The sequence below is a fragment of the Atlantibacter sp. MEI4A-1023 genome (genome assembly GCF_056155425.1).
Map to the genome: position 1 here is coordinate 882,624 of NZ_CM149568.1, position 26,149 is coordinate 908,772.

The 26,149-nt window shown below is 56.0% G+C and carries 17 protein-coding genes and 3 tRNA genes; 11 read left to right on the top strand and 9 right to left on the bottom strand.

What is annotated here, in order from left to right; genetic code table 11:
* Positions 1 to 2: 2 nt before the first annotated feature.
* The 4 genes from recC (at position 3) to recD (ending at position 11,781) form a co-directional block, all read left to right on the top strand.
* Positions 3 to 3,377, top strand: coding sequence for an exodeoxyribonuclease V subunit gamma (gene recC, locus ACVV26_RS04190; RefSeq protein ID WP_474800127.1), 3,375 nt, complete (start codon positions 3 to 5; stop codon positions 3,375 to 3,377).
* 150 nt (positions 3,378 to 3,527) lie between these two features.
* Positions 3,528 to 6,416 (top strand): pitrilysin, encoded by a 2,889-nt coding sequence (gene ptrA / locus ACVV26_RS04195; protein WP_474800128.1) that lies wholly within the window; start codon positions 3,528 to 3,530, stop codon positions 6,414 to 6,416.
* A complete protein-coding gene (recB, locus tag ACVV26_RS04200) occupies positions 6,413 to 9,955 on the top strand; it encodes an exodeoxyribonuclease V subunit beta (RefSeq protein WP_474800130.1) in 3,543 nt (1,180 codons plus the stop codon). The genes ptrA and recB overlap by 4 nt, the downstream gene beginning before the upstream one ends.
* On the top strand, positions 9,952 to 11,781 hold the full coding sequence (gene recD / locus ACVV26_RS04205; RefSeq protein WP_474800131.1) for an exodeoxyribonuclease V subunit alpha: 1,830 nt from the start codon (positions 9,952 to 9,954) through the stop codon (positions 11,779 to 11,781). The genes recB and recD overlap by 4 nt, the downstream gene beginning before the upstream one ends.
* A gap of 9 nt (positions 11,782 to 11,790) precedes the next feature.
* Here the strand turns inward: recD and argA are convergent, their stop codons facing one another.
* Positions 11,791 to 13,122 (bottom strand): amino-acid N-acetyltransferase, encoded by a 1,332-nt coding sequence (gene argA / locus ACVV26_RS04210; protein ID WP_474800132.1) that lies wholly within the window; start codon positions 13,120 to 13,122, stop codon positions 11,791 to 11,793.
* Positions 13,123 to 13,353: 231 nt separating this feature from the next.
* On the opposite strand from argA, the gene amiC reads away from it, so the two are divergent.
* Positions 13,354 to 14,616 carry an N-acetylmuramoyl-L-alanine amidase AmiC gene (gene amiC / locus ACVV26_RS04215; protein WP_474800133.1) on the top strand — a complete coding sequence of 421 codons (1,263 nt, stop codon included), beginning with the start codon at positions 13,354 to 13,356 and terminating at the stop codon, positions 14,614 to 14,616.
* Between the two features lie 85 nt (positions 14,617 to 14,701).
* Here the strand turns inward: amiC and ACVV26_RS04220 are convergent.
* The 3 genes from ACVV26_RS04220 to ACVV26_RS04230 form a co-directional block, all read right to left on the bottom strand.
* Positions 14,702 to 14,778 (bottom strand) — tRNA-Met (locus ACVV26_RS04220).
* A gap of 153 nt (positions 14,779 to 14,931) precedes the next feature.
* Positions 14,932 to 15,008: transfer RNA gene (locus tag ACVV26_RS04225), tRNA-Met, on the bottom strand.
* 152 nt (positions 15,009 to 15,160) lie between these two features.
* Positions 15,161 to 15,237: transfer RNA gene (locus tag ACVV26_RS04230), tRNA-Met, on the bottom strand.
* Between the two features lie 204 nt (positions 15,238 to 15,441).
* On the opposite strand from ACVV26_RS04230, the gene mltA reads away from it, so the two are divergent.
* Entirely contained in the window at positions 15,442 to 16,542 is a 1,101-nt protein-coding gene (mltA, locus tag ACVV26_RS04235) for a murein transglycosylase A (protein WP_474800134.1), read from the top strand.
* Between the two features lie 49 nt (positions 16,543 to 16,591).
* Complete coding sequence (tcdA, locus tag ACVV26_RS04240) at positions 16,592 to 17,398, top strand: tRNA cyclic N6-threonylcarbamoyladenosine(37) synthase TcdA (protein ID WP_474800135.1); 807 nt, start codon at positions 16,592 to 16,594, stop codon at positions 17,396 to 17,398.
* A 3-nt stretch (positions 17,399 to 17,401) separates the two neighbouring features.
* On the opposite strand, the gene csdE is transcribed toward tcdA, so the two are convergent.
* Together csdE and csdA are read right to left on the bottom strand one after the other, a co-directional pair.
* Positions 17,402 to 17,845 carry a cysteine desulfurase sulfur acceptor subunit CsdE gene (gene csdE, locus ACVV26_RS04245; RefSeq protein ID WP_474800136.1) on the bottom strand — a complete coding sequence of 148 codons (444 nt, stop codon included), beginning with the start codon at positions 17,843 to 17,845 and terminating at the stop codon, positions 17,402 to 17,404.
* Positions 17,846 to 19,051: a cysteine desulfurase CsdA gene (gene csdA / locus ACVV26_RS04250; RefSeq protein WP_474800137.1), complete on the bottom strand. Its 1,206-nt coding sequence runs from the start codon at positions 19,049 to 19,051 to the stop codon at positions 17,846 to 17,848.
* A gap of 190 nt (positions 19,052 to 19,241) precedes the next feature.
* Here csdA and ACVV26_RS04255 point away from each other — a divergent pair, with 190 nt between their 5' ends.
* The 4 genes from ACVV26_RS04255 to rlmM all read left to right on the top strand — a co-directional run bounded on the left by ACVV26_RS04255 (position 19,242) and on the right by rlmM (position 22,284).
* Complete coding sequence (locus tag ACVV26_RS04255) at positions 19,242 to 19,469, top strand: YgdI/YgdR family lipoprotein (RefSeq protein ID WP_125295576.1); 228 nt, start codon at positions 19,242 to 19,244, stop codon at positions 19,467 to 19,469.
* A gap of 362 nt (positions 19,470 to 19,831) precedes the next feature.
* A complete protein-coding gene (gcvA, locus tag ACVV26_RS04260) occupies positions 19,832 to 20,749 on the top strand; it encodes a glycine cleavage system transcriptional regulator GcvA (protein ID WP_183170085.1) in 918 nt (305 codons plus the stop codon).
* A 46-nt stretch (positions 20,750 to 20,795) separates the two neighbouring features.
* Positions 20,796 to 21,191: a DUF423 domain-containing protein gene (locus ACVV26_RS04265; protein ID WP_161660265.1), complete on the top strand. Its 396-nt coding sequence runs from the start codon at positions 20,796 to 20,798 to the stop codon at positions 21,189 to 21,191.
* Positions 21,184 to 22,284 (top strand): 23S rRNA (cytidine(2498)-2'-O)-methyltransferase RlmM, encoded by a 1,101-nt coding sequence (rlmM, locus tag ACVV26_RS04270; protein WP_474800138.1) that lies wholly within the window; start codon positions 21,184 to 21,186, stop codon positions 22,282 to 22,284. Before ACVV26_RS04265 ends, rlmM begins: the two co-directional genes overlap by 8 nt.
* A 63-nt stretch (positions 22,285 to 22,347) precedes the next feature.
* On the opposite strand, the gene xni is transcribed toward rlmM, so the two are convergent.
* The 3 genes from xni to ACVV26_RS04285 form a co-directional block, all read right to left on the bottom strand.
* Positions 22,348 to 23,103, bottom strand: coding sequence for a flap endonuclease Xni (gene xni / locus ACVV26_RS04275; protein WP_474800139.1), 756 nt, complete (start codon positions 23,101 to 23,103; stop codon positions 22,348 to 22,350).
* Between the two features lie 132 nt (positions 23,104 to 23,235).
* On the bottom strand, positions 23,236 to 24,600 hold the full coding sequence (locus ACVV26_RS04280; protein WP_474800140.1) for an L-serine ammonia-lyase: 1,365 nt from the start codon (positions 24,598 to 24,600) through the stop codon (positions 23,236 to 23,238).
* Positions 24,601 to 24,666: 66 nt separating this feature from the next.
* On the bottom strand, positions 24,667 to 25,959 hold the full coding sequence (locus ACVV26_RS04285) for an HAAAP family serine/threonine permease (protein ID WP_474800141.1): 1,293 nt from the start codon (positions 25,957 to 25,959) through the stop codon (positions 24,667 to 24,669).
* Positions 25,960 to 26,149 lie beyond the last annotated feature (190 nt).

A 26,149-nucleotide genomic window follows, 5' to 3' on the forward strand; every position in this document is an offset into this window, starting at 1 on the left:
ACATGTTGCGGGTTTACCACTCGAATCGTCTGGATGTGCTTGAGGAGCTCATGGAGTATCTGATTGAGCAGCAGCCTCAGCCCGATCCTTTCGAGCCGGAAGTGGTGCTGGTGCAAAGTACCGGGATGGCGCAATGGCTGCAAATGACCCTGGCGAAAAAGTTTGGCATTGCGGCCAATATCGAATTCCCGCTGCCTGCCAGCTTTATCTGGGACATGTTTGTACGGGTACTCAAAGATATCCCCCAGGAGAGCGCGTTCAGTAAGCAGAGCATGAGCTGGAAACTGATGACGCTGTTGCCGGAAATGCTGGATCGCCCTGAATTCGCCATGCTTCGTCATTACCTTGACGATGATGCAGACAAACGGAAATGCTTCCAGCTGGCTACACGTGTTGCCGATCTTTACGATCAATATCTGGTTTATCGGCCTGACTGGCTTGCCCGTTGGGAAGCGGATGAACGCGTGGAGGGGATCGGCGAATCGCAACAATGGCAGGCGCCGCTCTGGAAAGCGCTGGTTGAATTAACTCACCAGCTAAATCAGCCGCAGTGGCATCGCGCCAATCTTTATCAGCGTTTTATTGCCGCGCTGGAAAACGCGACGGAGCGCCCTGCGGGTTTACCGGAGCGAGTCTTTATTTGCGGGATTTCCGCCTTGCCGCCGGTTTATCTGGAGGCGTTGCAGGCACTGGGTAAGCACATCGATATCCACCTGCTGTTTACCAACCCCTGCCGCTACTACTGGGGCGACATTAAAGACGCCAGCTATCTGGCGAAGCTGCTGAGCCGCCAGCGCCAGAGAACCCGCAGCGACGAAAATACACCGCTGTTTCAGGACAGCGCGCTGGCATCTTCACTCTTCAACGCCAACGGCGAGCAGGATACCGCAAACCCGCTGCTGGCCTCATGGGGCAAACTGGGTCGCGACTACCTGTTCCTGCTTTCGGGGCTGGAGCGCTTCCAGGAGCTGGATGCTTTTGTGGATGTGACGCCGGATAACCTACTGCATCGTATCCAGTATGACCTGCTGGAGCTGGAAAACCATGCGGTGGCAGGCGTCACGCTGGAAACCTATGAGAATAGCGAAAGCAAAAGAGTGCTCGATCCTGATGATCAAAGCCTGACGATCCACGTTTGTCACAGTCCCCAGCGTGAAGTGGAAATTCTGCACGATCGTCTGCTGAAAATGCTGGAAGAGGATCCCGATCTTACGCCGAAGGATATCATCGTTATGGTGGCGGATATCGACAGCTACAGCCCGTTTATTCAGGCGGTGTTTGGCGCGGCGCGCGATAATCGTCGGATACCTTACGCTATTTCCGACCGGCGGGCGCGCCAGGCGCACCCGGCGTTACAAGCATTTATTTCACTGCTCTCCTTACCTGATAGCCGCTTTACCGCTGAAGACGTACTGGCACTGTTAGAAGTCCCCGCGCTGGCAGCGCGTTTTTCCATCGATGAGCAGGGGCTCCGTTATCTGCGCCAGTGGGTTACCGAAGCCGGGATCCGCTGGGGGATGGATGACGACAACGTACGTGAATTTGATCTTCCGGCAACCGGTCAACACACCTGGCATTTTGGCCTGACGCGTATGCTACTAGGCTATGCCATGGAGAGCCGTGTCGGCGAATGGCAGTCGATCTTGCCTTATGATGAATCGAGCGGGTTGATTGCCGAGCTGGCGGGGAATCTGGCGGACCTGCTGATGCAGCTTAATATCTGGCGCGCAGGGTTGAGCCAGGACAGGCCGCTGGTGGAATGGCTGCCGGTGTGCCGTGACCTGCTGCAAAGCCTGTTCGACCCTGATAGTGAAACGGAAGCGGCGTTGACGCTTATTGAGCAGCAGTGGCAAGCCATGATCGAACAGGGTGTTGCTTCTCATTATGGTGAAGAGGTGCCCCTGAGCCTGTTGCGCGATGAGATCTCGTTGCGCCTTGATCAGGAGCGCATTAGCCAGCGCTTTTTAGCCGGGCCAGTGAATTTCTGTACGCTCATGCCGATGCGTTCAATCCCGTTCAAAGTCGTTTGCCTGTTAGGGATGAACGATGGGGTATACCCGCGCACGCTGTCGCCGCTGGGGTTCGATCTGATGAGCGACAAACCGCTTAAGGGCGACCGAAGCCGACGCGATGATGACCGCTATCTGTTTCTGGAAGCGTTGATTTCCGCGCAGCATCAACTTTACATCAGCTACATTGGCCGTTCGGTGCAGGATAACGCGGAGCGTTATCCCTCGGTACTGGTAGAAGAACTGGTGGATTACGTGGCGCAAAGTCATTATTTACCCGGTGATGCATCGCTGAACTGCGATGAGAGCGCCCGGCGCGTTAAGCAACACATTACGCGCCTGCACCCGCGCACTCCCTTCGAGCCGGAAAATTTCCGCGTCGGGGATGAGCGCCAAAGCTATGCCCGTGAATGGCTGCCTGCCGCCTGTGGAGAAGGGCAGGCGCAACCCTCGTTTATCCACCCGCTAACACCATTTGAAACCACGGAGATTACCCTGGAGCAACTGGCGCGTTTCTGGCGTCATCCGGTGCGAGCGTTTTTCCAGATGAGGTTACGCGTTAATTTCCACGCCGAAGAGGTGGAGCTAATGGACACCGAGCCGTTTACTCTCGATAGCCTGGATAAATTTTATCTCAATCAGGATCTGCTCACGGCGCTGGTGGAACAGCAGGACCCGGAGCCGCTATTCCGCCGTTATAAAGCCGCCGGTTCGTTGCCGTATGGCCCCTTCGGTGAACTGTTCTGGGAAGAGCAGCTAGCGGAAATGCAAACTATGGCCGACGAGATCATCGCCCTGCGCTGCGAGAGTGAAAATATGGAGATCGACCTTCATCTCGACGGGCATCGTCTTACCGGCTGGTTGCCGCAGGTACAAGGAGACGGCCTGTTGCGCTGGCGGCCTTCGGTATTGCGGGTTGAGCATGGCATGCAACTTTGGCTGGAGCATCTTGTCTACTGTGCCTGTGGGCGAGAGGGCAGCAGCCGGTTATACGGACGCAAATCCACACGCTGGCATTTCCCGCCCATAGAGGCAGAGCAGGCGAAAGCTTATTTGCTGATGTTAATCGAAGGCTATAAAACGGGCTTAACTGAACCGTTGATCGTCTTGCCGCAGTCCGGCGGCGAATGGTTAAAAGCCTGTTATGACAAAGATACTGACACCATTTTATGGGATGACGAGACTCAGCAAAAAGCGCGCAACAAACTGATTCAGGCCTGGACCGGTAGTTACAATATTGAGGGTGAAGGGGCGGATATGTGGTATCAACGCTTGTGGCGCACGCTCGAACCTGAGTACTACGAGGCCATTATCGAGCAGGCGCAACGTTACTTATTGCCCTTATTTCGTTTCAACCAAACAGAATGACTGTATAAAAATTGCACAGTCGAAAGCGTTCATTTACTATGCGCATCTCATCCACACAGGGGTGCGACGATGAGCGGGTAAAACCGTCATAACAAGTCATTGAATTGATGATGAATAGCACAAGAGGTTTCGTGATTATGAGGTTCGTGAATGCCTAATTGCCGCACCTGGTTAGCCGCGCTTTTCTTTTCCGTTGCCCTCTGGGCACCCGTCAGCCAGGCAAATACGGGCTGGCAGCCGATTCAGGAAACCATTCGTAAAAGTGAAAAAGATCCCCGCCAGTATCAGGCCATTCGTCTGGATAATGGTATGGTGGTCCTGCTGGTTAATGATCCCCAGGCAGTAAAATCGCTGTCTGCGCTGGTGGTGCCAGTTGGTTCGCTGGAAGATCCGAAAGATCATCAGGGGCTGGCGCATTACCTGGAACACATGACGCTGATGGGATCAAAGAAATATCCCCAGCCCGATAGCCTCTCTGAATTTTTGAAGATGCACGGCGGCAGCCATAACGCCAGCACCGCGCCTTACCGCACCGCGTTTTATCTGGAAGTAGAGAACAACGCGCTGGAAGGGGCCGTGGATCGCCTGGCGGACGCCATCGCTGAACCGACGCTGGCGAAAGCCTATGCGGAGCGTGAGCGAAACGCGGTGAATGCCGAATTGACCATGGCGCGATCGCGCGACGGGATGCGCATGGCCCAGGTCAGCGCAGAAACCATCAACCCGGCCCACCCCGGCTCGCAGTTTTCCGGTGGTAATCTGGAAACCTTAAGCGATAAACCGGGCAATCCACTGCACGACGCGCTGGTGGCGTTCCGTGACACCTGGTATTCCGCCAACCTGATGAAGGCGGTGGTTTACAGCAACAAACCGCTGCCCGAACTGGCGCGTATCGCGGCTGAAACCTATGGACGGGTCCCGAATAAAAATATCGAAAAGCCGACGATTGACGTGCCGGTGGTGACCGATGCGCAAAAAGGGCTGTTTATCCACTATGTACCGGTGATGCCGCGCAAAGTGGTGCGCATTGAGTTTCGCATCAACAACAATACCGATAAATTTCGCAGCAAAACGGACGAGCTGATTGGTTATCTGATCGGCAACCGCAGCGCGGATACGCTGTCTGACTGGCTGCAAAAGCAGGGGCTGGCGGAAGGCGTGCGTGCTGACTCCGATCCTATCGTCAACGGCAATAGCGGGGTATTCGCTATCTCCGTTACGTTGACGGATAAAGGCCTGGCAAACCGTGATGACGTAGTCGCCGCAGTATTCAGCTATATCAACTTATTGAAAGAAAAGGGTGTCGAGAAACGCTATTTCGATGAACTGGCGCACGTGCTGGATCTCGATTTCCGCTACCCGTCTATTTCCCGTGATATGGGTTATGTGGAGTGGCTGGCGGATACCATGATCCGCGTGCCCGTCGCCCATACCCTGGATGCGGTCAATATCGCCGATCGCTTCGATCCGCAGGAAATCAACGCGCGCTTGACCATGATGACGCCGGAAAACGCCCGCGTCTGGTACATCAGCCCGAATGAGCCGCACAACAAGAAAGCCTATTTCGTAGAAGCGCCGTATCAGGTGGAAAAAATTCCTGCCGCGACGCTGGCGGCCTGGCAGCAAAAAGCGCAATCCATCAAGCTCCAGTTGCCGGAGTTAAACCCCTATATTCCCGATGATTTTACGCTGATCAAGACCGAGAAAACTTATAAGCATCCTGAACTGCTGGTTGATGAACAGGATTTGCGGGTGGTGTATATGCCGAGCCGTTATTTCGCCAATGAACCTAAGGCGAATATTTCGGTAATTTTGCGCAATCCGCAGGCCATGGACAGCGCCAAAAATCAGGTGCTGTTCGCGTTAAATGACTACCTGGCTGGCCTGGCGCTCGACCAGCTCAGCAATCAGGCTTCAGTCGGCGGGATCAGTTTCTCCACTAACGCCAACAATGGCCTGATGGTCAATGCCGACGGTTATACCCAGCGTTTGCCGAAGCTGTTCCTGGCGCTGCTTGAGGGCTACTTCAGCTATACGCCGGACGAGCTGCAACTGGCCCAGGCGAAATCCTGGTACGCCCAGATGATGGATTCCGCCGAGAAGGGCAAAGCTTACGATCAGGCTATTATGCCGGTGCAGATGATCTCTCAGGTGCCGTACTTTCAGCGTGAAGAGCGCCGGGCGCTGCTGCCGTCGATTACGCTTGCCGATGTGCTTAGCTACCGTGAGCAACTGAAAGCCAATGCCCGCCCTGAGTTTTTAATGGTGGGCAACATGACTTCTCAGCAGGCTACCGATCTGGCGCGCCAGGTGAAAACACAGCTGGCGACTCACGGCAACGAATGGTGCCGTAATAAAGATGTCGTGGTGGATAAAAAACAGCAGGCGATTTTTAATAAAGCTGGCAGCAGTACTGACTCCGCGCTGGCTGCGGTATTTGTGCCGACGGGCTATAGCGAGACGGTTAGTTCTGCCTATAGCGCCATGCTTGGGCAAATCGTCCAGCCGTGGTTCTACAACCAGTTACGCACGGAAGAGCAGTTGGGCTATGCGGTGTTCGCGTTTCCGATCGGCGTAGGCCGCCAGTGGGGTATAGGCTTCCTGTTGCAGAGCAGCGATAAACAACCTGCGGCCCTGTGGGCGCGCTATCAGGCGTTTTTCCCCACCGCTGAAAAACGGCTGCGCGAAATGGACAATGCCACCTTTGCGCAAATTCAGCAGGGCGTGATTAACCAGATGCTGGAAGCGCCGCAAACCCTGGCGCAGGAAGCTTCAATCGTCAGCAAAGATTTCGATCGGGGCAATATGAAGTTTGATTCACGTGATAAAGTAATCGCCGAAATTAAACTGCTGACGCCCCAAAAACTGGCCGATTTCTTTCACCAGGCCGTGGTTGAACCTCAGGGCATGACGATTCTGTCGCAGGTTTCCGGCAGCCAGAGCAGCAAGCCGGATTACGCGATGCCTGAGGGTGGCAAGATTTGGGACAGCGTCAGCGCGTTGCAACAATCTTTGCCCCTGTTAAGCGAGAAACCATGACCGATGAGACCGTGCAACCCCTTGATCCATTACGTTTACCGCTGGTGGGTGAACGGCTGATCGAGGCGTCTGCCGGCACAGGGAAAACGTATACCATCGCCGCGCTCTATTTGCGGCTGTTACTGGGGCTGGGCGGTGATGCTGCCCATCCGCGCATCTTAATGCCGGAATCCCTGCTGGTGGTCACCTTTACCGAAGCGGCCACGGAAGAACTCCGTGGCCGTATCCGCACTAACATCCATGAATTGCGCATTGCCTGCCTGCGCGGGCATACCGCCAATCCGCTGTTTCAGCGCTTATTAGCAGAAATTCCCGATCTGAATGATGCGGCACAGGCTCTGCTGCTGGCAGAGCGCCAGATGGATGAAGCCTCAATTTTTACCATCCACGGTTTCTGCCAGCGCATGCTTAATCTCAATGCGTTTGAATCCGGGATGCCGTTTGAGCAAAAGCTCATTGAGGATGAGTCCCTGCTGCGTTATCAGGCGTGCGCGGACTTCTGGCGTCGCCATTGCTATCCGTTAGACAAATCGGTGGCGCGTCCGGTGAGCGAGTTATGGCAGGGGCCGCACGCCTTGCTCCAGGACATTAACAGCTATCTGCAGGGTGAAGCGCCGCAGCTTAAAGCGCCGCCAGCGGAAGATGAAACCATCGAAAGCCGCCATAAGAAAATCGTCGAGCGGCTTGAGCGCGTTAAGGCTCTTTGGCGTGCGGTGGCAGACGATATCGGCCCGCTGATTGCCGGATCCGGTGTGGATAAACGCAGCTACAGCAGCCGCAACCTGCCCAACTGGCTGGATAAAGTCAACGCGTGGGTCTGCGAAGAGACCCAAACCTATGCACTGCCCGATGCGCTGGAAAAATTCGCCCAGTCGACCCTTGATGAGAAAACCAAAAAGGGCGAACCGCCGCGCCATGCGCTATTTAGCGAAATCGATGCGCTGCTGGCGGAACCGTTGTCGCTGCGCGATCTGGTGTTAGCCCGCGCCATTAAAGAGATTCGCTATACCGTGGCGATGCAAAAACGCCGTCGCGGTGAGCTGGGCTTTGACGACATGTTAAGCCGTCTTGATGAAGCGCTGCACCAGCCGGGCGGCGAAGCGCTGGCAGAGGCGATTCGTACCCGCTATCCAGCGGCGATGATCGATGAGTTCCAGGATACCGATCCGCAGCAGTACCGCATTTTCCGCCGTATCTGGCATAAGCAGCCGGACACGGCGCTGCTGTTAATTGGCGACCCCAAGCAGGCGATTTACGCCTTCCGTGGCGCGGATATCTTCACCTACATGCGCGCGCGTGGAGAAGTTAGCGCTCACTATACTCTTGATACAAACTGGCGTTCCGCGCCGGGCATGGTGGCCAGCGTCAACCAGCTTTTCAGCCAGCTTCCCCAGCCGTTTATGTTCAAGGAAATCCCTTTCCTGAAGGTTAACGCCGCTGAAAAGAACCACGGTCTGCGATTTGAACTCAACGGTCAGGCGCAGCCGGCTATGCGCCTGTGGCTGATGGAGGGCGAAGGCGCAGGTGTTAGCGAGTACCAACAAACCATGGCGACGGTGTGCGCCGGGCAAATCCGCGACTGGCTGGATGCGGGCGCGCAGGGCAAGGCGTGGCTGTGCGATAACCAGCAACAGCGACCGGTGCAGGCGTCGGATATCACTGTACTGGTGCGTAACCGCATTGAAGCCGCCGTGATCCGCCAGGCGCTGGAAGCGCTGAATATTCCGTCGGTGTATTTATCCAACCGCGACAGCGTGTTTGCTACCCAGGAAGCGCTCGACCTGCTGTGGGTGTTGCAGGCGACCCTGAACCCGGAGCTGGAAAGCGCGTTGCGCAGCGCCATCGCCACCAGCATGCTCGGGCTGAATGCCGCCGCTATCGACGCCATCAATCAGGATGAAGACGCCTGGGATGCGCTGGTGGAAGAGTTTGACGGCTACCGGCAAATCTGGCTGGCGCGCGGCGTGATGCCGATGATCCGTGCTTTGATGGTTGAGCGCCGCATTGCCGAAAACTTACTGGCGACGCCCGGCGGCGAGCGGCGATTAACCGATTTGCTGCATTTGACGGAGCTGTTGCAGGAGGCTTCTGCGCAACTCGACAGTGAACCGGCGCTGCTGCGCTGGCTATCGCAGCATATCGCCGAACCGGATGCGAACGCGTCGAGCCAGCAGCTCCGGCTGGAAAGCGATAAACATCTGGTGCAGATCGTGACGGTGCATAAGTCTAAAGGGCTGGAGTATCCGCTGGTCTGGCTGCCGTTTATCGCTGACTACCGCGAGCAGAAGCAGGCGTTTTATCACGATCGCGCCACGTTTGCGCCGGTACTGGATCTGGATAACGGCGAAGAGAGCCTGGAACTGGCCGAAGCCGAGCGTCTGGCGGAAGATTTACGGTTGCTGTACGTGGCGCTGACGCGCTCCGTCTGGCATTGCAGCATCGGTATTGCGCCGCTGTTTAAAGGCCGGGGCGGGAAAAAAGGCGATACCAGCCTGCACCAAAGCGCGCTGGGCCGCTTGATCCAGAACGGCGAACCGCAGGATGCCGCCGGGTTGCGCCGCTGCCTGGAAGCGTTATGCGGTGAAGATATCACGCTGGAAATTGCTGCCGAGCCCGATACGCAGCCCTGGCAGCCGCCCCAGCCGCCCGCCTTGCAACTGGATGCTCGCGAGCCTAAGCGTGAAGTCAGAGACAGCTGGCGGGTGACCAGTTACTCCGCCCTCCAGCAACACGGCGGCAGCGCGGCGCAACTGCTGTTACCACGCCTGGATATTGATGCCGCAGGCAATCGCGTTGAAACCGTCAGCCTTGAAATGACGCCGCATACCTTTCCACGCGGCGCGTCGCCGGGCACCTTTTTGCACGGCCTGTTCGAAAACCTGGATTTTACCGCGAAGGTAGATCCCGCCTGGCTTGCGGAGCAGTTGCAGCTCGGCGGATTCGACAGCGACTGGGCCGGCGTGTTCTCCGGCTGGTTTGAGGCCATTTTAGCCGCGCCGATCGCCGACAGCGGTGTCAGCCTTAACCAGCTTGGCGCAAAGGATAAACAGGTTGAGCTGGAGTTTTATTTACCCATTGAGACCGATCTCGATCCCCAACGGCTCGACGCGATAATCCGCCGTTACGATCCGCTCTCGGCGGCGTGCCCGCCGCTCGATTTCCGCCAGGTACGCGGCATGTTGAAAGGCTTTATCGATCTGGTTTTCCGCTGGCAGGGGCGTTATTACCTGCTGGATTACAAATCAAACTGGCTCGGCGAGGGCAGTGAGGCCTATACCCGCGAGGCGATGGCGCAGGCGATGCAGTCGCACCGGTACGATTTGCAGTATCAGTTGTATACCCTGGCGCTGCACCGTTACTTACGTCACCGGCTGGCGGGTTATGACTATGAAACGCATTTTGGCGGCGTGGTTTACCTCTTCCTGCGCGGGGTGGACCCGAATCAGCCGTCAAACGGGATATTCACCACCCGGCCGGACGCCAGGTTAATTGATGAAATGGATGCGCTGTTTGCAGGTCAGGAGCTGATGACGCAATGAAAATGGATAAATTACTCCAACAGGCTCAACAGCTGAAATTGCTACGTCCGCTGGACGTGCAGTTCGCGTTTATGGTTTCTTCCAACGACGAACCGGCGGTCATGTTGGCGGCGGCGCTGGTCAGCCGCGATGCGGGCGAAGGACACGTTTGCCTGCCGTTAAGCCGGTTAAATCCCGACGACGCGGCAGGTTTGCGGCGCGAGCCGCTCTGGCAAACGCTGTTCGAGGCGGCGGGCAATCCGGGCGACTGGCGCAGCGTGCTGCTTGGTAGCCATGCAGTTAGCGAAGGCGAGGAGCCGACACCGCTTAAGCTTGTAGGGGAATGTCTCTATCTACACCGCATGTGGCGGCATGAAAAAGCTGTTGCGGCGTTTTTCCGCGAGCATAACCGGGTCATGACAGTGGACGGCTCGCGGGTTTCAGACGTCTTAAACGGGTTATTTACTTCGCGGGAAGCGATTGACTGGCAAAAGGTCGCCGCTGCGGTAGCGCTTACGCGTCGTATTTCAGTGATTTCAGGCGGGCCGGGAACCGGCAAAACGACTACCGTAGCAAAATTGCTGGCTGCGCTGGTTCAACTCAGTGAGACGCTGCCTCGCATTAAGCTTGCGGCACCGACCGGTAAAGCCGCAGCCCGGCTCACCGAATCCCTGGGCTCAGCGCTGGCTGGTTTACCGCTCAGCGACGCCCAAAAAGCGGCATTTCCCGATGATGCCAGTACCTTGCACCGCTTGCTGGGCGTGACGCCGGGCCGCCAGCGGGCGCGCCATCACGAATCTAACCCGCTACATCTGGATGTGCTGGTGGTGGACGAAGCCTCGATGATTGACCTGCCGATGATGGCGCGTTTAATCGACGCATTGCCGCCCCATGCGCGGGTGATTTTTCTGGGCGATCGCGATCAACTGGCCTCGGTGGAAGCGGGTGCGGTCCTCGGGGATATCTGCCACTACGCTCATGATGCCTACACGCCGGCGCGCGCCAGCGAGTTAAGCCAGTTGACCGGCTGTTCCGTACCACACTCTGGATCCACCGCCGCCTGCGAGCTGCGTGATGCGCTGTGCCTGCTGCGCACCAGCTACCGCTTCGACAGTTCGTCAGGCATCGGGCAACTGGCGCAGGCGGTGAACTGTAGCGACCATCACGGTGTAAACCAGGCTTTCGCCAACGGTTTTACCGACATCTGCCAGAAGCCGCTCAACGGCGGCGAAGATTATGTGACCATGATTGAGGATGCGATCGCGGGCTACGACCGTTTTTTGAAACAGGTTAAAGCGCAGGCCGAGCCCGCCGATATCCTGCGCGCGTTTAGCGAATTCCAGCTGCTGTGCGCGTTGCGCGAAGGGCCTTATGGCGTAAGCGGGCTTAACGAGCAGCTTGAACAGGCACTGGTGCGTAAGCGCAAAATTACCCGTTCGGCACATTCAAAATGGTATGAAGGAAGGCCAGTGATGATATCCCGCAACGACAGCGCGCTCGGGCTGTTTAACGGCGATATCGGCGTGGCGCTTAATCGCGGGCAGGGGCTGCGGGTCTGGTTCCCGCTGCCGGACGGCACCATCAAATCAGTGTCGCCCAGCCGCATGCCGGATCACGATACCGCCTGGGCGATGACCGTGCATAAATCCCAGGGCTCGGAGTTCAAACACGCGGCACTGATTTTGCCGAATCAATATGCGCCAGTGCTGACGCGCGAGCTGGTGTATACCGCCATTACCCGCGCCCGTGAGCAATTGTCTTTGTACGGCGATGAACGCGTGCTGCGCCAGGCCGTCACCGCCCGTACCGAGCGGCGCAGCGGGCTGCTGACGCATTTCTCGCAGTAGCGAAAGGGGTTATGTCAGGTCTGCCATCAGCACTTTTGAACGGCGCTGGTAGTTGTACATCTCTTTTTTGCTTTCCGGCAGCGAATCAATGTCCACCGGCGTGAAGCCGCGCTCCTGGAACCAGTGAATGCTACGCGTTGTCAGCACAAACAGCTTGCTCAGGCCGATCTGTTTGGCCTGGCTGGCAATACGCTCCAGCAGCACTTCGCCGCGTGACGAACTCCGGTAGTCGGGATGCACCGCCACGCAGGCCATTTCACCGATTTTCTCTTCCGGGAAAGGGTAGAGCGCCGCGCAGGCGATGGTCAGGTTATCGCGCTGGATGATGGTGAATTTGTCGATCTCCATTTCAAGTTGCTCGCGCGAACGACGCACCAGAATGCCCTGCTGCTCCAGCGGGCGGATCAGTTCAAGAATACCGCCGATGTCGTTAATGGTGGCGCGACGAATTTGTTCGGCGCTTTCCATAACAATCTGGGTGCCAATGCCATCGCGGGAGAACAGTTCCTGTAACAGCGCGCCATCCTCCTGATAGCTAATCAGGTGGCTGCGCCGCACGCCGCTGCGGCAGGCTTTCACCGCGCCGCGCAGGAATCGCACCGTACCGGAATGGTAGTCGCCCGCCGCTTCCAGTTCATCGATTCGCGCCTGGGCATCGTTAGGGAACAGTTCGGAAATAATGTTCCCCTCGCTGTCGGTCACGCCCTGGGACGAGCAGAAGCCGATCATTTTTTCCGCTTTCAGTTTGCTGGCAAGCTGCGTGGCGATCTCTTCAGAAGTAAGGTTAAAGCTTTCGCCGGTTACGGAGACCGCAACCGGCCCCATCAGGACAATCGCGCCGTTATCTAACTGGCGGTTAATTGCCTCATCGTCGATACGGCGAATCCGCCCGCTGTGGCAGTAATCCACGCCATCATCCACGCCCAGCGGCTGAGAGATAATAAAATTACCGCTGACCACGTTGATATGCGCGCCCTGAAGCGGCGTATTGCCGAGGCTCATGGAGAGGCGCGCAGTGATATCGAGCTGTAACAGCCCGGCAGCCTGCTTAACCAGTTCCAGCGTTTTGGCGTCGGTAACGCGGGTATGTTTGTGGTAAATGGGCTCACAGTGGTGCGCAGCCAGGTTGGCATCGATTTGCGGGCGAGCGCCATAGACCACGACCAGGCGAATGCCCAGGCTGTGAAGCAGGCCTATGTCATTAACAATGCTGGAGAAGTTTTCATGCTCAATGGCTTCGCCGCCCAGCATGATGACAAACGTTTTACCCCGGTGGGTATTAATATAAGGGACAGAATGACGAAACCCCTGGACCAACTCGGTTCTACGTTCCTTCACCACGGCAAACCCTCTCAATGCATGTTTATTCGTAAATAGTGTATTTTTATTCTTTTATCGCCTCTGGCGCAAGCGGCTTTTTTACCCAGGCCTAACCCACGTTAATCTTAAACAGCCCGCGTGCTCACAATGTTTACCCTTTTATAGATGACAGGCCGGACGCCATTCGCTAAAGTTTTTGGTCCAGATTTTAAGTTGTTATGCCAGTGACAGATTTTAGTGCTCGGGAGAGGCATGTCAGATTCCAGTAAATTATTTAGTCGCCGCCAGTTAATCAAAGGGGCAGGCGCGATGTGGTTATTAAGCGTAAGCCAGCCGGGCTTTGCCGCGAGCAGCCAGGTGATCGCCGTTCGTGTGTGGCCAGCTTCCTCTTATACCCGCGTTACGGTGGAATCTAACCGGCAAATCAAATACCGCCAGTTCGCGCTGAGCAATCCGTCGCGCGTGGTGGTCGATCTTGAAGGGGTGAATCTGAACTCGGTGCTCAAGGGCGTGGGCAACCAGATCCGGGCTGATGACCCGTATATCCAGTCAGCGCGCGTCGGCCAGTTCGATCCCAAAACCGTGCGTATGGTTTTTGAATTAAAACAGAACGTGACGCCGCATCTGTTTGCGCTGGCACCGGTGGCGGAATTTAAAGAGCGACTGGTGATGGACCTGTATCCGGTGAATTCCAACAGCGAACAGGATCCGCTGCTGGCATTGCTGGAAGATTACAACAACGGCGAACTGGATAAGAAAGTGCCACCTGCCGGAACCAGCAACACCGGCCCGCAACCGGGCAAGGCCGGGCGCGACAGGCCGATTGTGATCATGCTCGATCCGGGGCATGGTGGGGAAGATCCCGGTGCTATCGGCAAATATAAAACCCGGGAAAAAGACGTGGTGTTGCAGATTGCCCGCCGTTTGCGCACGCTCATTGAGAGAGAGCCGAATATGAAGGCCTATATGACGCGTAACGAAGACGTCTTTATCCCGCTGAAGGTGCGCGTCGCTAAGGCGCAAAAGCAGCGCGCCGACCTGTTTATTTCTATTCACGCCGATGCGTTTACCAGCCGTGCGGCGCGAGGCTCGTCGGTGTTCGCGCTATCGACCAAAGGCGCGACCAGTACCGCCGCGCGTTATCTGGCGCAAACCCAGAACGCCGCTGACCTGGTGGGTGGGGTGAGTAAAAGCGGCGACCGCTATCTCGATCACACCATGTTCGATATGGTGCAGTCGCTGACCATTTCCGACAGCCTGAAGTTCGGCAAAGAAGTATTGAACCGCATGGGGAAAGTGAACCAGTTGCATAAGAACCGGGTCGATCAGGCCGGGTTTGCAGTGCTGAAAGCCCCGGACATCCCGTCGATTCTGGTAGAGACGGCGTTCATCAGTAATATCGAAGAAGAGCGAAAACTGCGTACCGCTGCATTTCAGCAGGAAGTGGCGGAGTCGATTCTGGCGGGAATTAAAGCCTACTTTACCAGCGAGGCGACGCTGGCGCGGCGAGGATAAACGTTGATGCCGCGGCGCTTGCGCTGCGGTAACTGATTTTTTCAGACGTCAGAAACAAAAAAACCCCCGAACGGGTGTTAGATATTGGTTGCGGGGGCCGGATTTGAACCGACGACCTTCGGGTTATGAGCCCGACGAGCTACCAGGCTGCTCCACCCCGCGTCCGATTCTGCTGCGCATTTCAAATCACATGTGCGCTGGCTTTCCTCGTTCACCTTAGTCACTTACTTATGTAAGCTCCTAAGGATTCACTGCGTCGCCGCCTTCCTGTGATTCGAACTGCTTTGCAGAATAATACTTCTCTACATTTTAATTTGGTTGCGGGGGCCGGATTTGAACCGACGACCTTCGGGTTATGAGCCCGACGAGCTACCAGGCTGCTCCACCCCGCGTCCGATTCTGCTGCGCATTTCAAATCATATGTGCGTTGGCTTTCCTCGTTCACCTCAGTCACTTACTTATGTAAGCTCCTAAGGATTCACTGCGTCGCCGCCTTCCTGTGATTCGAACTGCTTTGCAGAATAATACTTCTCTACATTTTAATTGGTTGCGGGGGCCGGATTTGAACCGACGACCTTCGGGTTATGAGCCCGACGAGCTACCAGGCTGCTCCACCCCGCGTCCGTGGATGCGCACTATACTCCGCTGACATTTCGATGCAACCCTTTTTGTAACAAAACCGCTGATTTTGGCTCTCCCGGGCTAAATATCTCGCCAGGTGCGCAATTTTTAGACGTTATGGCGATATTGGGCTGAGTGCGCATTTCATTAGCCGGAACGGTTTGCTATCTTCGCCTGCACGGCGCGGTAATCTGAGACTCAAGAATGAAAGGACGTTGGACAAAATTTTTACTCACAGGGGCGATGGTCGTAGTACTTGCCTCCTGTTCATCAAAACCGACCGATCGCGGTCAGCAATATAAAGACGGCAAATTAAATCAGCCGTTCTCTCTGGTTAACCAGCCCGACGCCATGGGCGCGCCGATTAACGCTGGGGATTTTGCCCAGCAGGTGACTGAAATTCGCAATGCGTCGCCGCGCCTGTATAACAACCAGAGCAACGTCTACTCGGCGGTTCAGCAATGGCTGCGTTCCGGCGGCGATACGCGCACCATGCGCCAGTTCGGCCTTGATGCCTGGCAGATGGAAGGCGCGGATAACTACGGCAACGTCCAGTTTACCGGCTACTACACGCCGGTTATCCAGGCGCGACATACCCGCCAGGGCGAATTCCAGTACCCTATTTACCGCATGCCGCCGAAGCGCGGCGGGCGCTTGCCTTCACGTGCAGAGATTTACGCGGGCGCGCTGAGCGAATCCTATGTGCTGGCGTACAGCAACTCCCTGATGGATAACTTTATTATGGATGTTCAGGGCAGCGGCTATATTGATTTTGGTGATGGCAGCCCGCTGACGTTCTTCAGCTATGCGGGAAAAAATGGTCATGGCTACTATGCCATCGGCAAAGTGCTGATCGACCGCGGCGAAGTGAAGAAAGAAGACATGTCGATGCAGGCGATTCGCCACTGGGGTGAAACCCACAGCGAAGCAGAAGTGCGCGAACTGTTAGAGAACAACCCCTCATTCGTATTCTTTAAACCGCAAAGCTATTCACCGGTGAAAGGCGCCAGCGCCGTGCCGCTGATTGGCCGCGCATCGGTGGCCTCCGATCGTTCCATTATTCCGGCGGGCACGACACTGCTGGCGGAAGTCCCGTTGCTGGACAACAACGGCAAGTTCAACGGACAATATGAACTGCGCGTGATGGTAGCGCTGGATGTCGGCGGGGCAATCAAAGGCCAGCACTTCGACATTTACCAGGGCATCGGCGCTGACGCCGGGCATCGCGCGGGCTGGTATAATCACTATGGCCGCGTCTGGGTGCTGAAAGCCGCACCGGGGACCGGCAACGTATTTAACGGTTAATCCTTTCTTATGGCGGGTCTCCGGCCCGCCTTCTGGTTCTGAGGTTTTCATGGCTGTGGTAATGACGGACGCCTGGCGTAGCCGCTTTGGCGGCACGGCGCGTTTATATGGTCAACAGGCGCTGCAACTGTTTGCGGACGCGCATATCTGCGTGGTGGGTATCGGCGGTGTAGGCTCATGGGCGGCGGAAGCGCTGGCGCGTACCGGTATTGGCGCCATCACGCTGATCGATATGGACGATGTCTGCGTCACAAACACCAACCGGCAAATCCACGCGTTGCGCGATAATGTCGGCCTGGCGAAAGCGGAAGTGATGGCGGAGCGTCTGCGGCAGATCAACCCGGAATGCCGTGTCACCGTGGTTGATGACTTCGTGACGGTGGATAACGTTGCCGCGCTGCTTGGCCAGGGCTTTAGCTACGTGATTGATGCCATCGACAGCGTACGGCCAAAAGCGGCGTTAATTGCTTATTGCCGCCGTAATAAAATCCCGCTGGTGACCACCGGCGGAGCGGGCGGGCAGATCGACCCGACGCAAATTCAGGTTACCGACCTGGCGAAAACCATTCAGGACCCGCTGGCGGCAAAACTGCGCGAACGACTGAAAAGCGATTTTGGTGTGGTGAAAAACAGTAAAGGCAAGCTGGGCGTGGATTGCGTGTTCTCAACCGAAGCGCTGGTTTATCCACAGGCGGACGGGTCGGTTTGTGCGGCGAAAAGCACGGCTGAAGGGCCGAAGCGGATGGACTGTGCCTCCGGCTTTGGTGCGGCGACGATGGTCACGGCGACCTTTGGTTTTGTCGCCGTGTCCCATGCGCTAAAGAAAATGCTCGCAAAAGCGGCGCGCACCGCGTAAGGGCTACGCTTCCCGCGCCGCCTGCACCACCGCATTCGCCAGGGCGTCTAATCCCTGGCTGCGGGAAGCGCTAATCTGGGCGCGCAATCCTAAGGTATCAAACAGCGTCAGCGGATCCTGGCGGGTCAGTTGCTCCGGCGTTTTACCTTCAATCGCCGTTAGCAGGATCGCCAGCAGGCCGCGAACTATCCTGCCTTCGCTGTCACCATAGAAATGCAGCGTGCCGTCGGCCTGGCGGGTATGCCCCAACCAGACACGGTTCTCGCAGCCGGCAATCTCGATATTTTCCTGTTTCAAATCCGCCGGCAGCGGCGGTAGCTGTTTGCCCAGTAAAATCAACTGGCGATACTTCTCTTCCCACTGGTTGAGCGGCGCGAACTGCTGGCGCAGCGTTTCTTCCGTGATTGAGGTACCGAACGGGTGCCCGGCCAGAAATGTACTTGTCATTTAATCCACCAAAAGTTCCAGCGCCTGGTCCACTGCGGCAACCAGCGCGTCTACGTCCTGACGGGTATTATAGGGCGCAAATGAGGCGCGCAGCGTACCGCTGACGCCCAGCTCCGCCAGCAACGGCTGGGCGCAGTGTTGCCCGGCGCGCAGGGCGATGCCGGATTGCGCCAGCAGCGTGACCATGTCGCTGTGGTGAACACCTGCAAAATCAAAGGCTAACAGGCTGGAGTCCTGACAGCGGAAACTGCGGAAACCGGGACGCTTAGCCAGCGCGTCTTCCGCCAGGGTTGCCAGCCCGCGGCTGTAATTTTCTGACTCCACGACATCCACCATCGCCAGCCATTCCAGCGCCGCGCTTAGCCCCATCACGCCCGCCACGTTCGGCGTACCGGCTTCAAAGCGCCAGGGGGCAGGCTTAGGTGTAAAGCCCTCGAACGACACCTCAGTGAGCATTTTTCCGCCGCCGAGCCAGGGTTCCATACCGTTTAGCAAGGCGGTTTTGCCGTACAGCACACCAATGCCGGTTGGGCCGTAAAGCTTGTGACCGGAGAAGGCATAAAAATCGATATCCAGCGCCTGGACATTCGCCGGGCAATGCACCACGCCCTGCGCACCGTCCACCATCACAACCGCCCCTGCTGAATGAGCAATATCAATGGCTTTAGCCAGATCCGGGCGACCGCCCGTGACGTTGGACATTTGACCCAGCGCCAGAATGCGGGTGCGTGGCGTGATTAGCGCCGCCAGGCCGTCGACGTCCGGTACATAGCGGGTATTAAGCGGGAGTTTGACGACTCGCGCCCCGGTTTGCTGCGCCACCATCAGCCACGGCACCAGATTGGCGTGGTGCTCGGCAACGCTGACGATAATTTCATCGCCCGGCTTGAGGCGCGGACGCGCATAACACTGGGCGACAATATTAATGGCTTCAGTAGTGCCGCGCGTCCAGACGATGTTGTGGCTGTGCGGCGCGTTAATCAGCCGGGCGACGTGGTCGCGTGCCGCTTCATACTGCGCGGTCAGGCGCTGGGCGCTGGTGAACTGGCTACGATGAACGTTGCCAGCGCTTAAACTGTAAAACTGCTGTGCGGCGTCGATGACTGCCTGCGGTTTCAAAGCCGTGGCGGCGCTGTCCAGATACACGCCTGCATCGGCCAGCGCGGGAAAGGCGCTGCGAAAAAGGGTGGGGTTGAATGCTGTCATGGCGATCCTCTCATTTCACCCGATCGTGGCGCATTTCACTGGCTGACACAAGGCGATTGATAATCCTCGGATTAGTCTGTTTATCCAGGCAACCCGGTGAAAGAACGTTATGCTAATTATTGTTTGGCAAATATTTTTGCCTGTTAGTAGATGAGCTTTACAGAGCATGAAACTCTACGAGGAGAAGAATATGAATAAGACAGCCGCAGTAGTATCCGCTTGTGTAATGGCCTTTGCCCTGAGCGCATGTTCCAGCCCGAACTATGTGATGCACACCAACGATGGTCGTTCGATTGTGTCTGAAGGTAAACCGCAGACCGATAAAGAAACCGGTATGATCAAGTACACCGACGCCAACGGCAACAAGCAGCAGATCAACCACAGTGATATCAAAGAAATGGTTGAGCTGGAACGCTAAGCGTTCGAAAGCAGTAGATAAAAAAAAGCACCGCAATTTGCGGTGCTACATTAATCACTATGGACAGACAGGGTAAATGTACAGGAAGTGAAAAGGGGTAGTCTCGCTACCGAGGTCTGAATTCCAGACCAATTGCAAACACAACAACACAACATCACAACCGTAAGCCAAAAGCCTTCAGAACTATCGTTCACAACGACCATCCCAATGACTTTTCGTTCCGGCTCAGGAAGTGGCGCCATGATAGGTATTTGCTGGTGCAACCTCAACGGACAATTTATAATGGCTCAGATAAAAAAAACTAATAGGTTAACTCTTGTTTCCTGTTTGTTACTGAGCATTAACATACAAGTCCGGTGACCATGTCAAAGCGATTACCCCCATTAAACGCATTACGCGTATTTGATGCAGCAGCCCGCCATTTAAGCTTTACCAAAGCGGCAGAAGAACTGTTCGTCACCCAGGCGGCAGTGAGCCATCAAATTAAGTCTCTGGAAGACTTTCTCGGATTAAAACTATTTCGCCGACGCAATCGCTCGTTATTGCTCACGGAAGAGGGCCAGAGTTATTTTCTGGACATCAAAGAAATTTTCTCGCAGCTTACCGAAGCGACCCGTAAACTTCAGGCGCGCAGTGCGAAAGGCGCGTTGACGGTTAGCCTGCTGCCGAGCTTTGCCATCCACTGGCTGGTGCCTCGTCTTTCCAGTTTTAATATGGCGTATCCTGGCATCGACGTGCGTATCCAGGCGGTCGATCGGCAGGAAGATAAGCTGGCGGACGATGTCGACGTGGCGATTTTCTACGGGCGCGGCAACTGGCCGGGACTGCGGGTTGAAAAACTGTATGCAGAATATCTGCTGCCGGTTTGTTCGCCGATGCTGTTAACCGGTGATAAGCCGCTGAAAGTGCCGGAAGATCTGGGCCGCCATACGTTATTGCACGATGCATCGCGCCGCGACTGGCAAACTTATACGCGTCAGCTTGGTCTTACACATATTAACGTGCAGCAGGGACCGATTTTCAGCCACAGCGCCATGGTGCTGCAGGCGGCGATCCACGGCCAGGGCATTGCGTTGGCGAATAACGTGATGGCGCAAACCGAAATCGAAGCCGGGCGTCTGGCTTGCCCGTTTAATGATGTGCTGGTGAGTAAAAACGCGTTTTATCTGGTATGTCATGACAGTCAGGCAGAACTGGGTAAAATAGCGGCCTTTCGCCAATGGATACTGTCGAAAGCAGCCAGCGAGCAGGAAAAATTCCGTTTTCGCTATGAGCAATAATCATTTTTTTGCGTACGACGGGTACGCATTACTTTAGGGCTAACACATGACCAGCCGATTCATGCTGATTTTTACTGCCGTTAGCGGCTTTATTTTTGTGGCGCTTGGGGCCTTTGGCGCACACGTATTAAGTAAAACCATTGGGCCGATGGAAATGGGATGGATCCAGACCGGCCTGCAATATCAGGCGTTCCATACCCTTGCGATTTTAGGGCTGGCGGTTGCCATGCAGCGCCGCATCAGCATTTGGTTTTACTGGAGCAGCGTCTTTATGGCGCTGGGTACCGTATTGTTCAGCGGCAGTCTGTATTGCCTGGCGCTGTCACATTTGCGCCTGTGGGCGTTTGTTACGCCGGTAGGGGGCGTCAGTTTCCTCGCCGGTTGGATATTGATGTTAATTGGCGCGGTGCGTCTGAAACGAAAAGGCAGTGGGCATGAATAAGGTAATTTTGTATTGCCGCCAGGGTTTTGAGAAAGAGTGTGCGGCGGAGATTACCGATAAAGCGGCTCTCCTGAACGTTTATGGGTTTGCACGCGTTAAAGAGCAATCCGGCTATGTGATTTTTGAATGCTACCAGCCAGAAGAGGCCGATAAACTGGCGCGCGAGCTGCCGTTCAGTTCGCTGATTTTTGCCCGCCAGATGTTTGTTGGCGGTGAACTGCTGCAAAATCTTCCCCCGGAAGACCGTATTACGCCGATTGTCGGCATGTTACAGGGCGTGGTGGAAAAGGGTGGCGATCTGCGCGTGGAAGTGGCCGATACCAACGAAAGCAAAGAACTGATGAAGTTCTGCCGCAAATTCACCGTGCCGCTGCGCGCTGCGCTGCGTGAAGCCAATGTGCTGGCGAAGTTCGAAACCCCGAAGCGCCCGGTGGTGCACGTTTTCTTTATCGCTCCTGGCTGCTGCTACACCGGCTATTCGTATACCACTAACAATTCCCCGTTCTATATGGGCATCCCGCGGCTGAAATTCCCGTCTGATGCGCCAAGCCGCTCAACGTTGAAACTGGAAGAAGCGTTCCACGTGTTTATTCCGGCGGATGAGTGGGACGAACGTCTGGCGAACGGCATGCATGCCGTCGACCTCGGCGCGTGCCCCGGCGGCTGGACCTATCAGCTGGTGAAACGCAATATGTGGGTGGCGTCAGTGGACAACGGCCCGATGGCGCAAAGCCTGATGGATACCGGGCAGGTAACCTGGCTGCGCGAAGACGGTTTCCGCTATCGCCCAAATCGTAACAACATCTCCTGGCTGGTGTGCGATATGGTGGAGAAGCCCGCCAAAGTGTCGGCGCTGATGGCGCAGTGGCTGGTGAACGGCTGGTGCCGCGAGGCGATTTTCAACCTCAAGTTGCCGATGAAAAAGCGCTACGAAGAAGTCTCGCAGAACATCGCGTTTATTCAGGAACAGCTGGATGCTAACAACATCAGCGCCCAGATCCAGGCGCGTCAGCTTTATCACGACCGTGAAGAAGTGACCGTTCACGTGCGCCGTATGTGGGCAGCGGTGGGCGGACGCCGCGACGAGCGTTAAGTCACGTTCTCTTGCATTATCACATTCACAAAGGGCCTTCGGGCCCTTTGTTGTTTCTGAGGATCAGCGCCGCGTCAGGCGCAACTGTTGTAAATTGCCGTCCAGTTGTAAATCCGTTTTCAACGTCGAGATGGCGCGGCTCATAAAGGCAGCTTCACGGTGCGCTTCAAGCTTTTTGCGCCATTTCTCCGGTACGCTTTCCAGATTGGCGTAAATGTTTTCCAGCGAGCCGAACTCGCCAATAAGTTGAGTGGCGCTTTTGGGTCCGATACCCGCTACGCCGGGGATTTTTGAACTGCTGATGCCCGCCAGGCCCCAGTAATCCGGCAGCATCTGCGGCGCAACGCCATACTCGTTTTCGATAAACGGCGCATCCAGCCAGCGCTTTTGAAAGTAATCGCGGATCTGGATTGCCGGTGACAATAGCTGGCAATAGCCTTTATCAGTGGAAACAATCATAGCCTGATGCCCGGCGCTGGCGATTTTTACCGCCAGCGTTGCGGCAAGATCGTCCGCCTCATTGCCTGGAGAGTGCCAGCACGCCACGCCGTAGTCGGTAAACGCCCGGCGCAGGGCAGGCATTTCGGCATGCAGATCGTCCGGCATCGGCGCGCGTCCGGCTTTGTAATCCGGGAAAAGCTGGTGTCGCCAGCCGCTATCGCGCGCCTCGTCGTCAAACACGGCAACGGCGTGGGTCGGGTTACTGTGTACGATTAACTGCTGAAGCGCATGAATACAGGTATCAGCGCAGGGTGAGCCCTGCACAGCATGAATGCGACGAATCAGATTGAGTGCGTCAACGATTAACAGTACCGCCATGTATTCCGCCTCCGTGTAAGTGTGGGGCTACCCTATCATTTCTCGATAGCATGAACCACAAATGAGGGGAAATCAGGAAGATATGCCGCAAAAACAGCTCCGCCTTCACGGTGGAAGGCGGAGGAGGGAGGGTTAATCGCAGGAGACTTTCATCGCCAGGCCGCCGCGTGAGGTTTCGCGGTACTTGGCGTTCATGTCTTTACCTGTTTCGTACATGGTTTCGATGACTTTATCGAGGCAGACGCGTGGCTCGCTGGTGCGGCGCAGCGCCATACGCGCGGCGTTTACCGCTTTAACTGCGGCAATCGCGTTACGCTCGATGCACGGCACCTGGACTTGTCCGGCAACCGGGTCGCAGGTTAGGCCAAGGTTATGTTCCATGCCGATCTCCGCCGCGATGCATACCTGCATCGGGCTTGCGCCCAGCAATTCCGCCAGACCCGCCGCCGCCATGGAGCAGGCTACGCCCACTTCGCCCTGGCAACCCACTTCCGCACCGGAAATGGACGCGTTCATCTTGTAAAGCGAGCCAATAGCGCTGGCAACCAGCAGGTAACGCGCCAGCGAGTTAGCGTTCACTTCGCGGATAAACTTGTCGTAGTACGCCAGCACCGCCGGAACAATGCCGCAGGCACCGTTGGTTGGCGCGGTGACGACGCGCCCGCCTGCGGCGTTCTCTTCGTTGACCGCCAACGCGAACATGTTGATCCAGTCCACTACCGCCATCGGGTCCATGGTGGTTTTATCACTGCTGACCAGCATACGACGCAGCGCCGCGGCACGGCGCGGTACGCGCAGTTTGCCCGGCAGTACGCCTTCGGTGGTGATGCCGCGCTCAATACCGCCGCGCATCACTTCCCAGACCTGGGCCAGATGGGTTTCGAGCTCCTCTTTGCTGTGCAGAGCGAGTTCGTTTTTCATCATCAGGCCAGAGAGCGACAGGCCGGTTTCGCGGCAATGGCGCTGTAGATCCGCCGCGTTTTTATACGGATAAGGCACTTCAACCGGTGACGCACTGGTCACGCCGAAGTGGTCTTCATCCACAATAAATCCGCCGCCGATGGAGTAATAGGTTTGGCTGTAAACCACCTTGTCACCGGCAAGCGCGGTAATGCGCATCCCGTTTTCGTGCAGAGAAAGGTTATCAGCGTGGAAATTCATGCACTGATCGACCGGGAACTCGACTTCGTGTTCGCCATTAGCCAGCAGCAGGCGTCCATGGGTGTTAACGTCCTGGATAAAACCAGGGATACTATCGATATCAACCGAGTGCGGCAGGTTGCCCGCCAGACCCATAATGATAGCAATATCAGTGTGGTGCCCTTTGCCCGTCAGGGAAAGTGAACCGTAAACATCAACAACGACACGGGTAACATCACGCAACAATCCTTGTGCGATTAAATCATCCGTAAACTGCTTGCCCGCTTTCATCGGCCCGACAGTATGGGAACTGGAAGGACCGATACCGATTTTGAAAATATCAAAAACACTAATCATGATGCATCCATTGCGTAGTGAGAGGTAAGGGCATGCGCCGCTCTGCGAGCGGCGCGGATGAGGCTATTAGCCAAACAGCGAGTAGAAGATAGCGGAGATGGCAATCAGGCCCATCACAACCACGAATACGTTGCTGATATGGCCGCTGTACTTGCGCATAGCCGGTACTTTCTGGATGGCATACATCGGCATCAGGAACAGGATCATTGCGATGATCGGGCCGCCCAGGGTTTCAATCATGCCCAGGATGCTCGGGTTCAGGGTTGCCACAATCCAGGTGGTAACCAGCATGAACAGTGCAGTGATGCGGTTCAGTTTGTTGATTTCGATAGATTTACCTTTGCCACGCAGAGATTTAATCACCATACCGTTGAAGCCTTCACGTGCGCCCAGGTAATGGCCCAGGAAGGATTTGGTGATAGCGATAATCGCAATGATCGGTGCCATCCAGGCGATGATCGGCGCGTTAAAGTGGTTAGCCAGATAAGACAGAATTGAGATGTTTTGCGCTTTTGCTTCCGCCAGGTCAGCCGGGGAGAGGCTCAGTACGCAACTGAACACGAAGAACATCACCGTCAGCACCATCATGATGTGTGCGAAGGCAAGAATACGTGAACATTTTTTCTCTGCTTCCACGCCGTACTCTTCACGCTTCGCCACAGCGAAGGAGGAGATGATCGGAGAGTGGTTGAAAGAGAACACCATTACCGGGATCGCCAGCCACAGGGTCATCCACAGGCCGTTGCCGGTAGAGGTTGCCGCAGAGCTGAAGGACAGAGTGTCCAGCGCCGCACCGCTCCACTGTGGGATCAGGTAAAGCGCCAGCAGCATCAGTGCCGCGACGAACGGGAACACCAACACGCTCATCGCTTTCACGATCATCTGCTCACCGAAACGCACGATGGTCATCATGCCGATAATCAGAATAAGAGAAAGGATCGCACGCGGTGGCGCAGTCATGCCCAACTGGTGGGTAATAAAGCTGTCCACCGTATTGGTAATTGCCACGCTGTATACCAGCAGGATTGGGTAAATCGCGAAGAAGTAGAGCAGGGTAATCAGTTTACCTGCGCCAACGCCGAAGTGTTCTTCAACCACTTCAGTGATGTCTTCGCCCGGGTTTTTGCCTGACAGCACAAAGCGGGTCAGCCCACGGTGTGCAAAGAAGGTCATCGGGAAAGCAATGATCGCCATGATGATTAACGGGATCATGCCGCCGACACCGGCGTTAATAGGTAAGAAAAGAACACCTGCGCCGATTGCTGTGCCGTACAGGCCAAGCATCCACATGGTGTCGGTTTTGCGCCATGAACTGCGCGTCGCGGTTGACGCAATGGTGCTGGTTTGGGTGGTTTCCATCTGTTTCTCCTGGAGGAAGCATAAAAATCAGGCTTTTAGAGACATCCAATGCAAAAGCGCCTGACTGTAAAACGAAATACTGGTAAAGAGGGGATTTTTATAATTTTTTCCCGTAACTATTTTCGGGCGGAAAGATACATTTATGGCGTCAATCTATCAGTGATCGGGATCTCAATTGCCATAATCTACT

Excerpts from the sequence above, each read along its gene's own strand:
- recC (WP_474800127.1), top strand. The coding sequence starts at position 3 with ATGTTGCGGGTTTACCACTCGAATCGTCTGGATGTGCTTGAGGAGCTC.
- ptrA (WP_474800128.1), top strand. The coding sequence starts at position 3,528 with ATGCCTAATTGCCGCACCTGGTTAGCCGCGCTTTTCTTTTCCGTTGCC.
- recB (WP_474800130.1), top strand. The coding sequence starts at position 6,413 with ATGACCGATGAGACCGTGCAACCCCTTGATCCATTACGTTTACCGCTG.
- recD (WP_474800131.1), top strand. The coding sequence starts at position 9,952 with ATGAAAATGGATAAATTACTCCAACAGGCTCAACAGCTGAAATTGCTA.
- amiC (WP_474800133.1), top strand. The coding sequence starts at position 13,354 with ATGTCAGATTCCAGTAAATTATTTAGTCGCCGCCAGTTAATCAAAGGG.
- mltA (WP_474800134.1), top strand. The coding sequence starts at position 15,442 with ATGAAAGGACGTTGGACAAAATTTTTACTCACAGGGGCGATGGTCGTA.
- tcdA (WP_474800135.1), top strand. The coding sequence starts at position 16,592 with ATGGCTGTGGTAATGACGGACGCCTGGCGTAGCCGCTTTGGCGGCACG.
- csdE (WP_474800136.1), bottom strand. The coding sequence starts at position 17,845 with ATGACAAGTACATTTCTGGCCGGGCACCCGTTCGGTACCTCAATCACG.
- csdA (WP_474800137.1), bottom strand. The coding sequence starts at position 19,051 with ATGACAGCATTCAACCCCACCCTTTTTCGCAGCGCCTTTCCCGCGCTG.
- ACVV26_RS04255 (WP_125295576.1), top strand. The coding sequence starts at position 19,242 with ATGAATAAGACAGCCGCAGTAGTATCCGCTTGTGTAATGGCCTTTGCC.
- gcvA (WP_183170085.1), top strand. The coding sequence starts at position 19,832 with ATGTCAAAGCGATTACCCCCATTAAACGCATTACGCGTATTTGATGCA.
- ACVV26_RS04265 (WP_161660265.1), top strand. The coding sequence starts at position 20,796 with ATGACCAGCCGATTCATGCTGATTTTTACTGCCGTTAGCGGCTTTATT.
- rlmM (WP_474800138.1), top strand. The coding sequence starts at position 21,184 with ATGAATAAGGTAATTTTGTATTGCCGCCAGGGTTTTGAGAAAGAGTGT.
- xni (WP_474800139.1), bottom strand. The coding sequence starts at position 23,103 with ATGGCGGTACTGTTAATCGTTGACGCACTCAATCTGATTCGTCGCATT.
- ACVV26_RS04280 (WP_474800140.1), bottom strand. The coding sequence starts at position 24,600 with ATGATTAGTGTTTTTGATATTTTCAAAATCGGTATCGGTCCTTCCAGT.
- ACVV26_RS04285 (WP_474800141.1), bottom strand. The coding sequence starts at position 25,959 with ATGGAAACCACCCAAACCAGCACCATTGCGTCAACCGCGACGCGCAGT.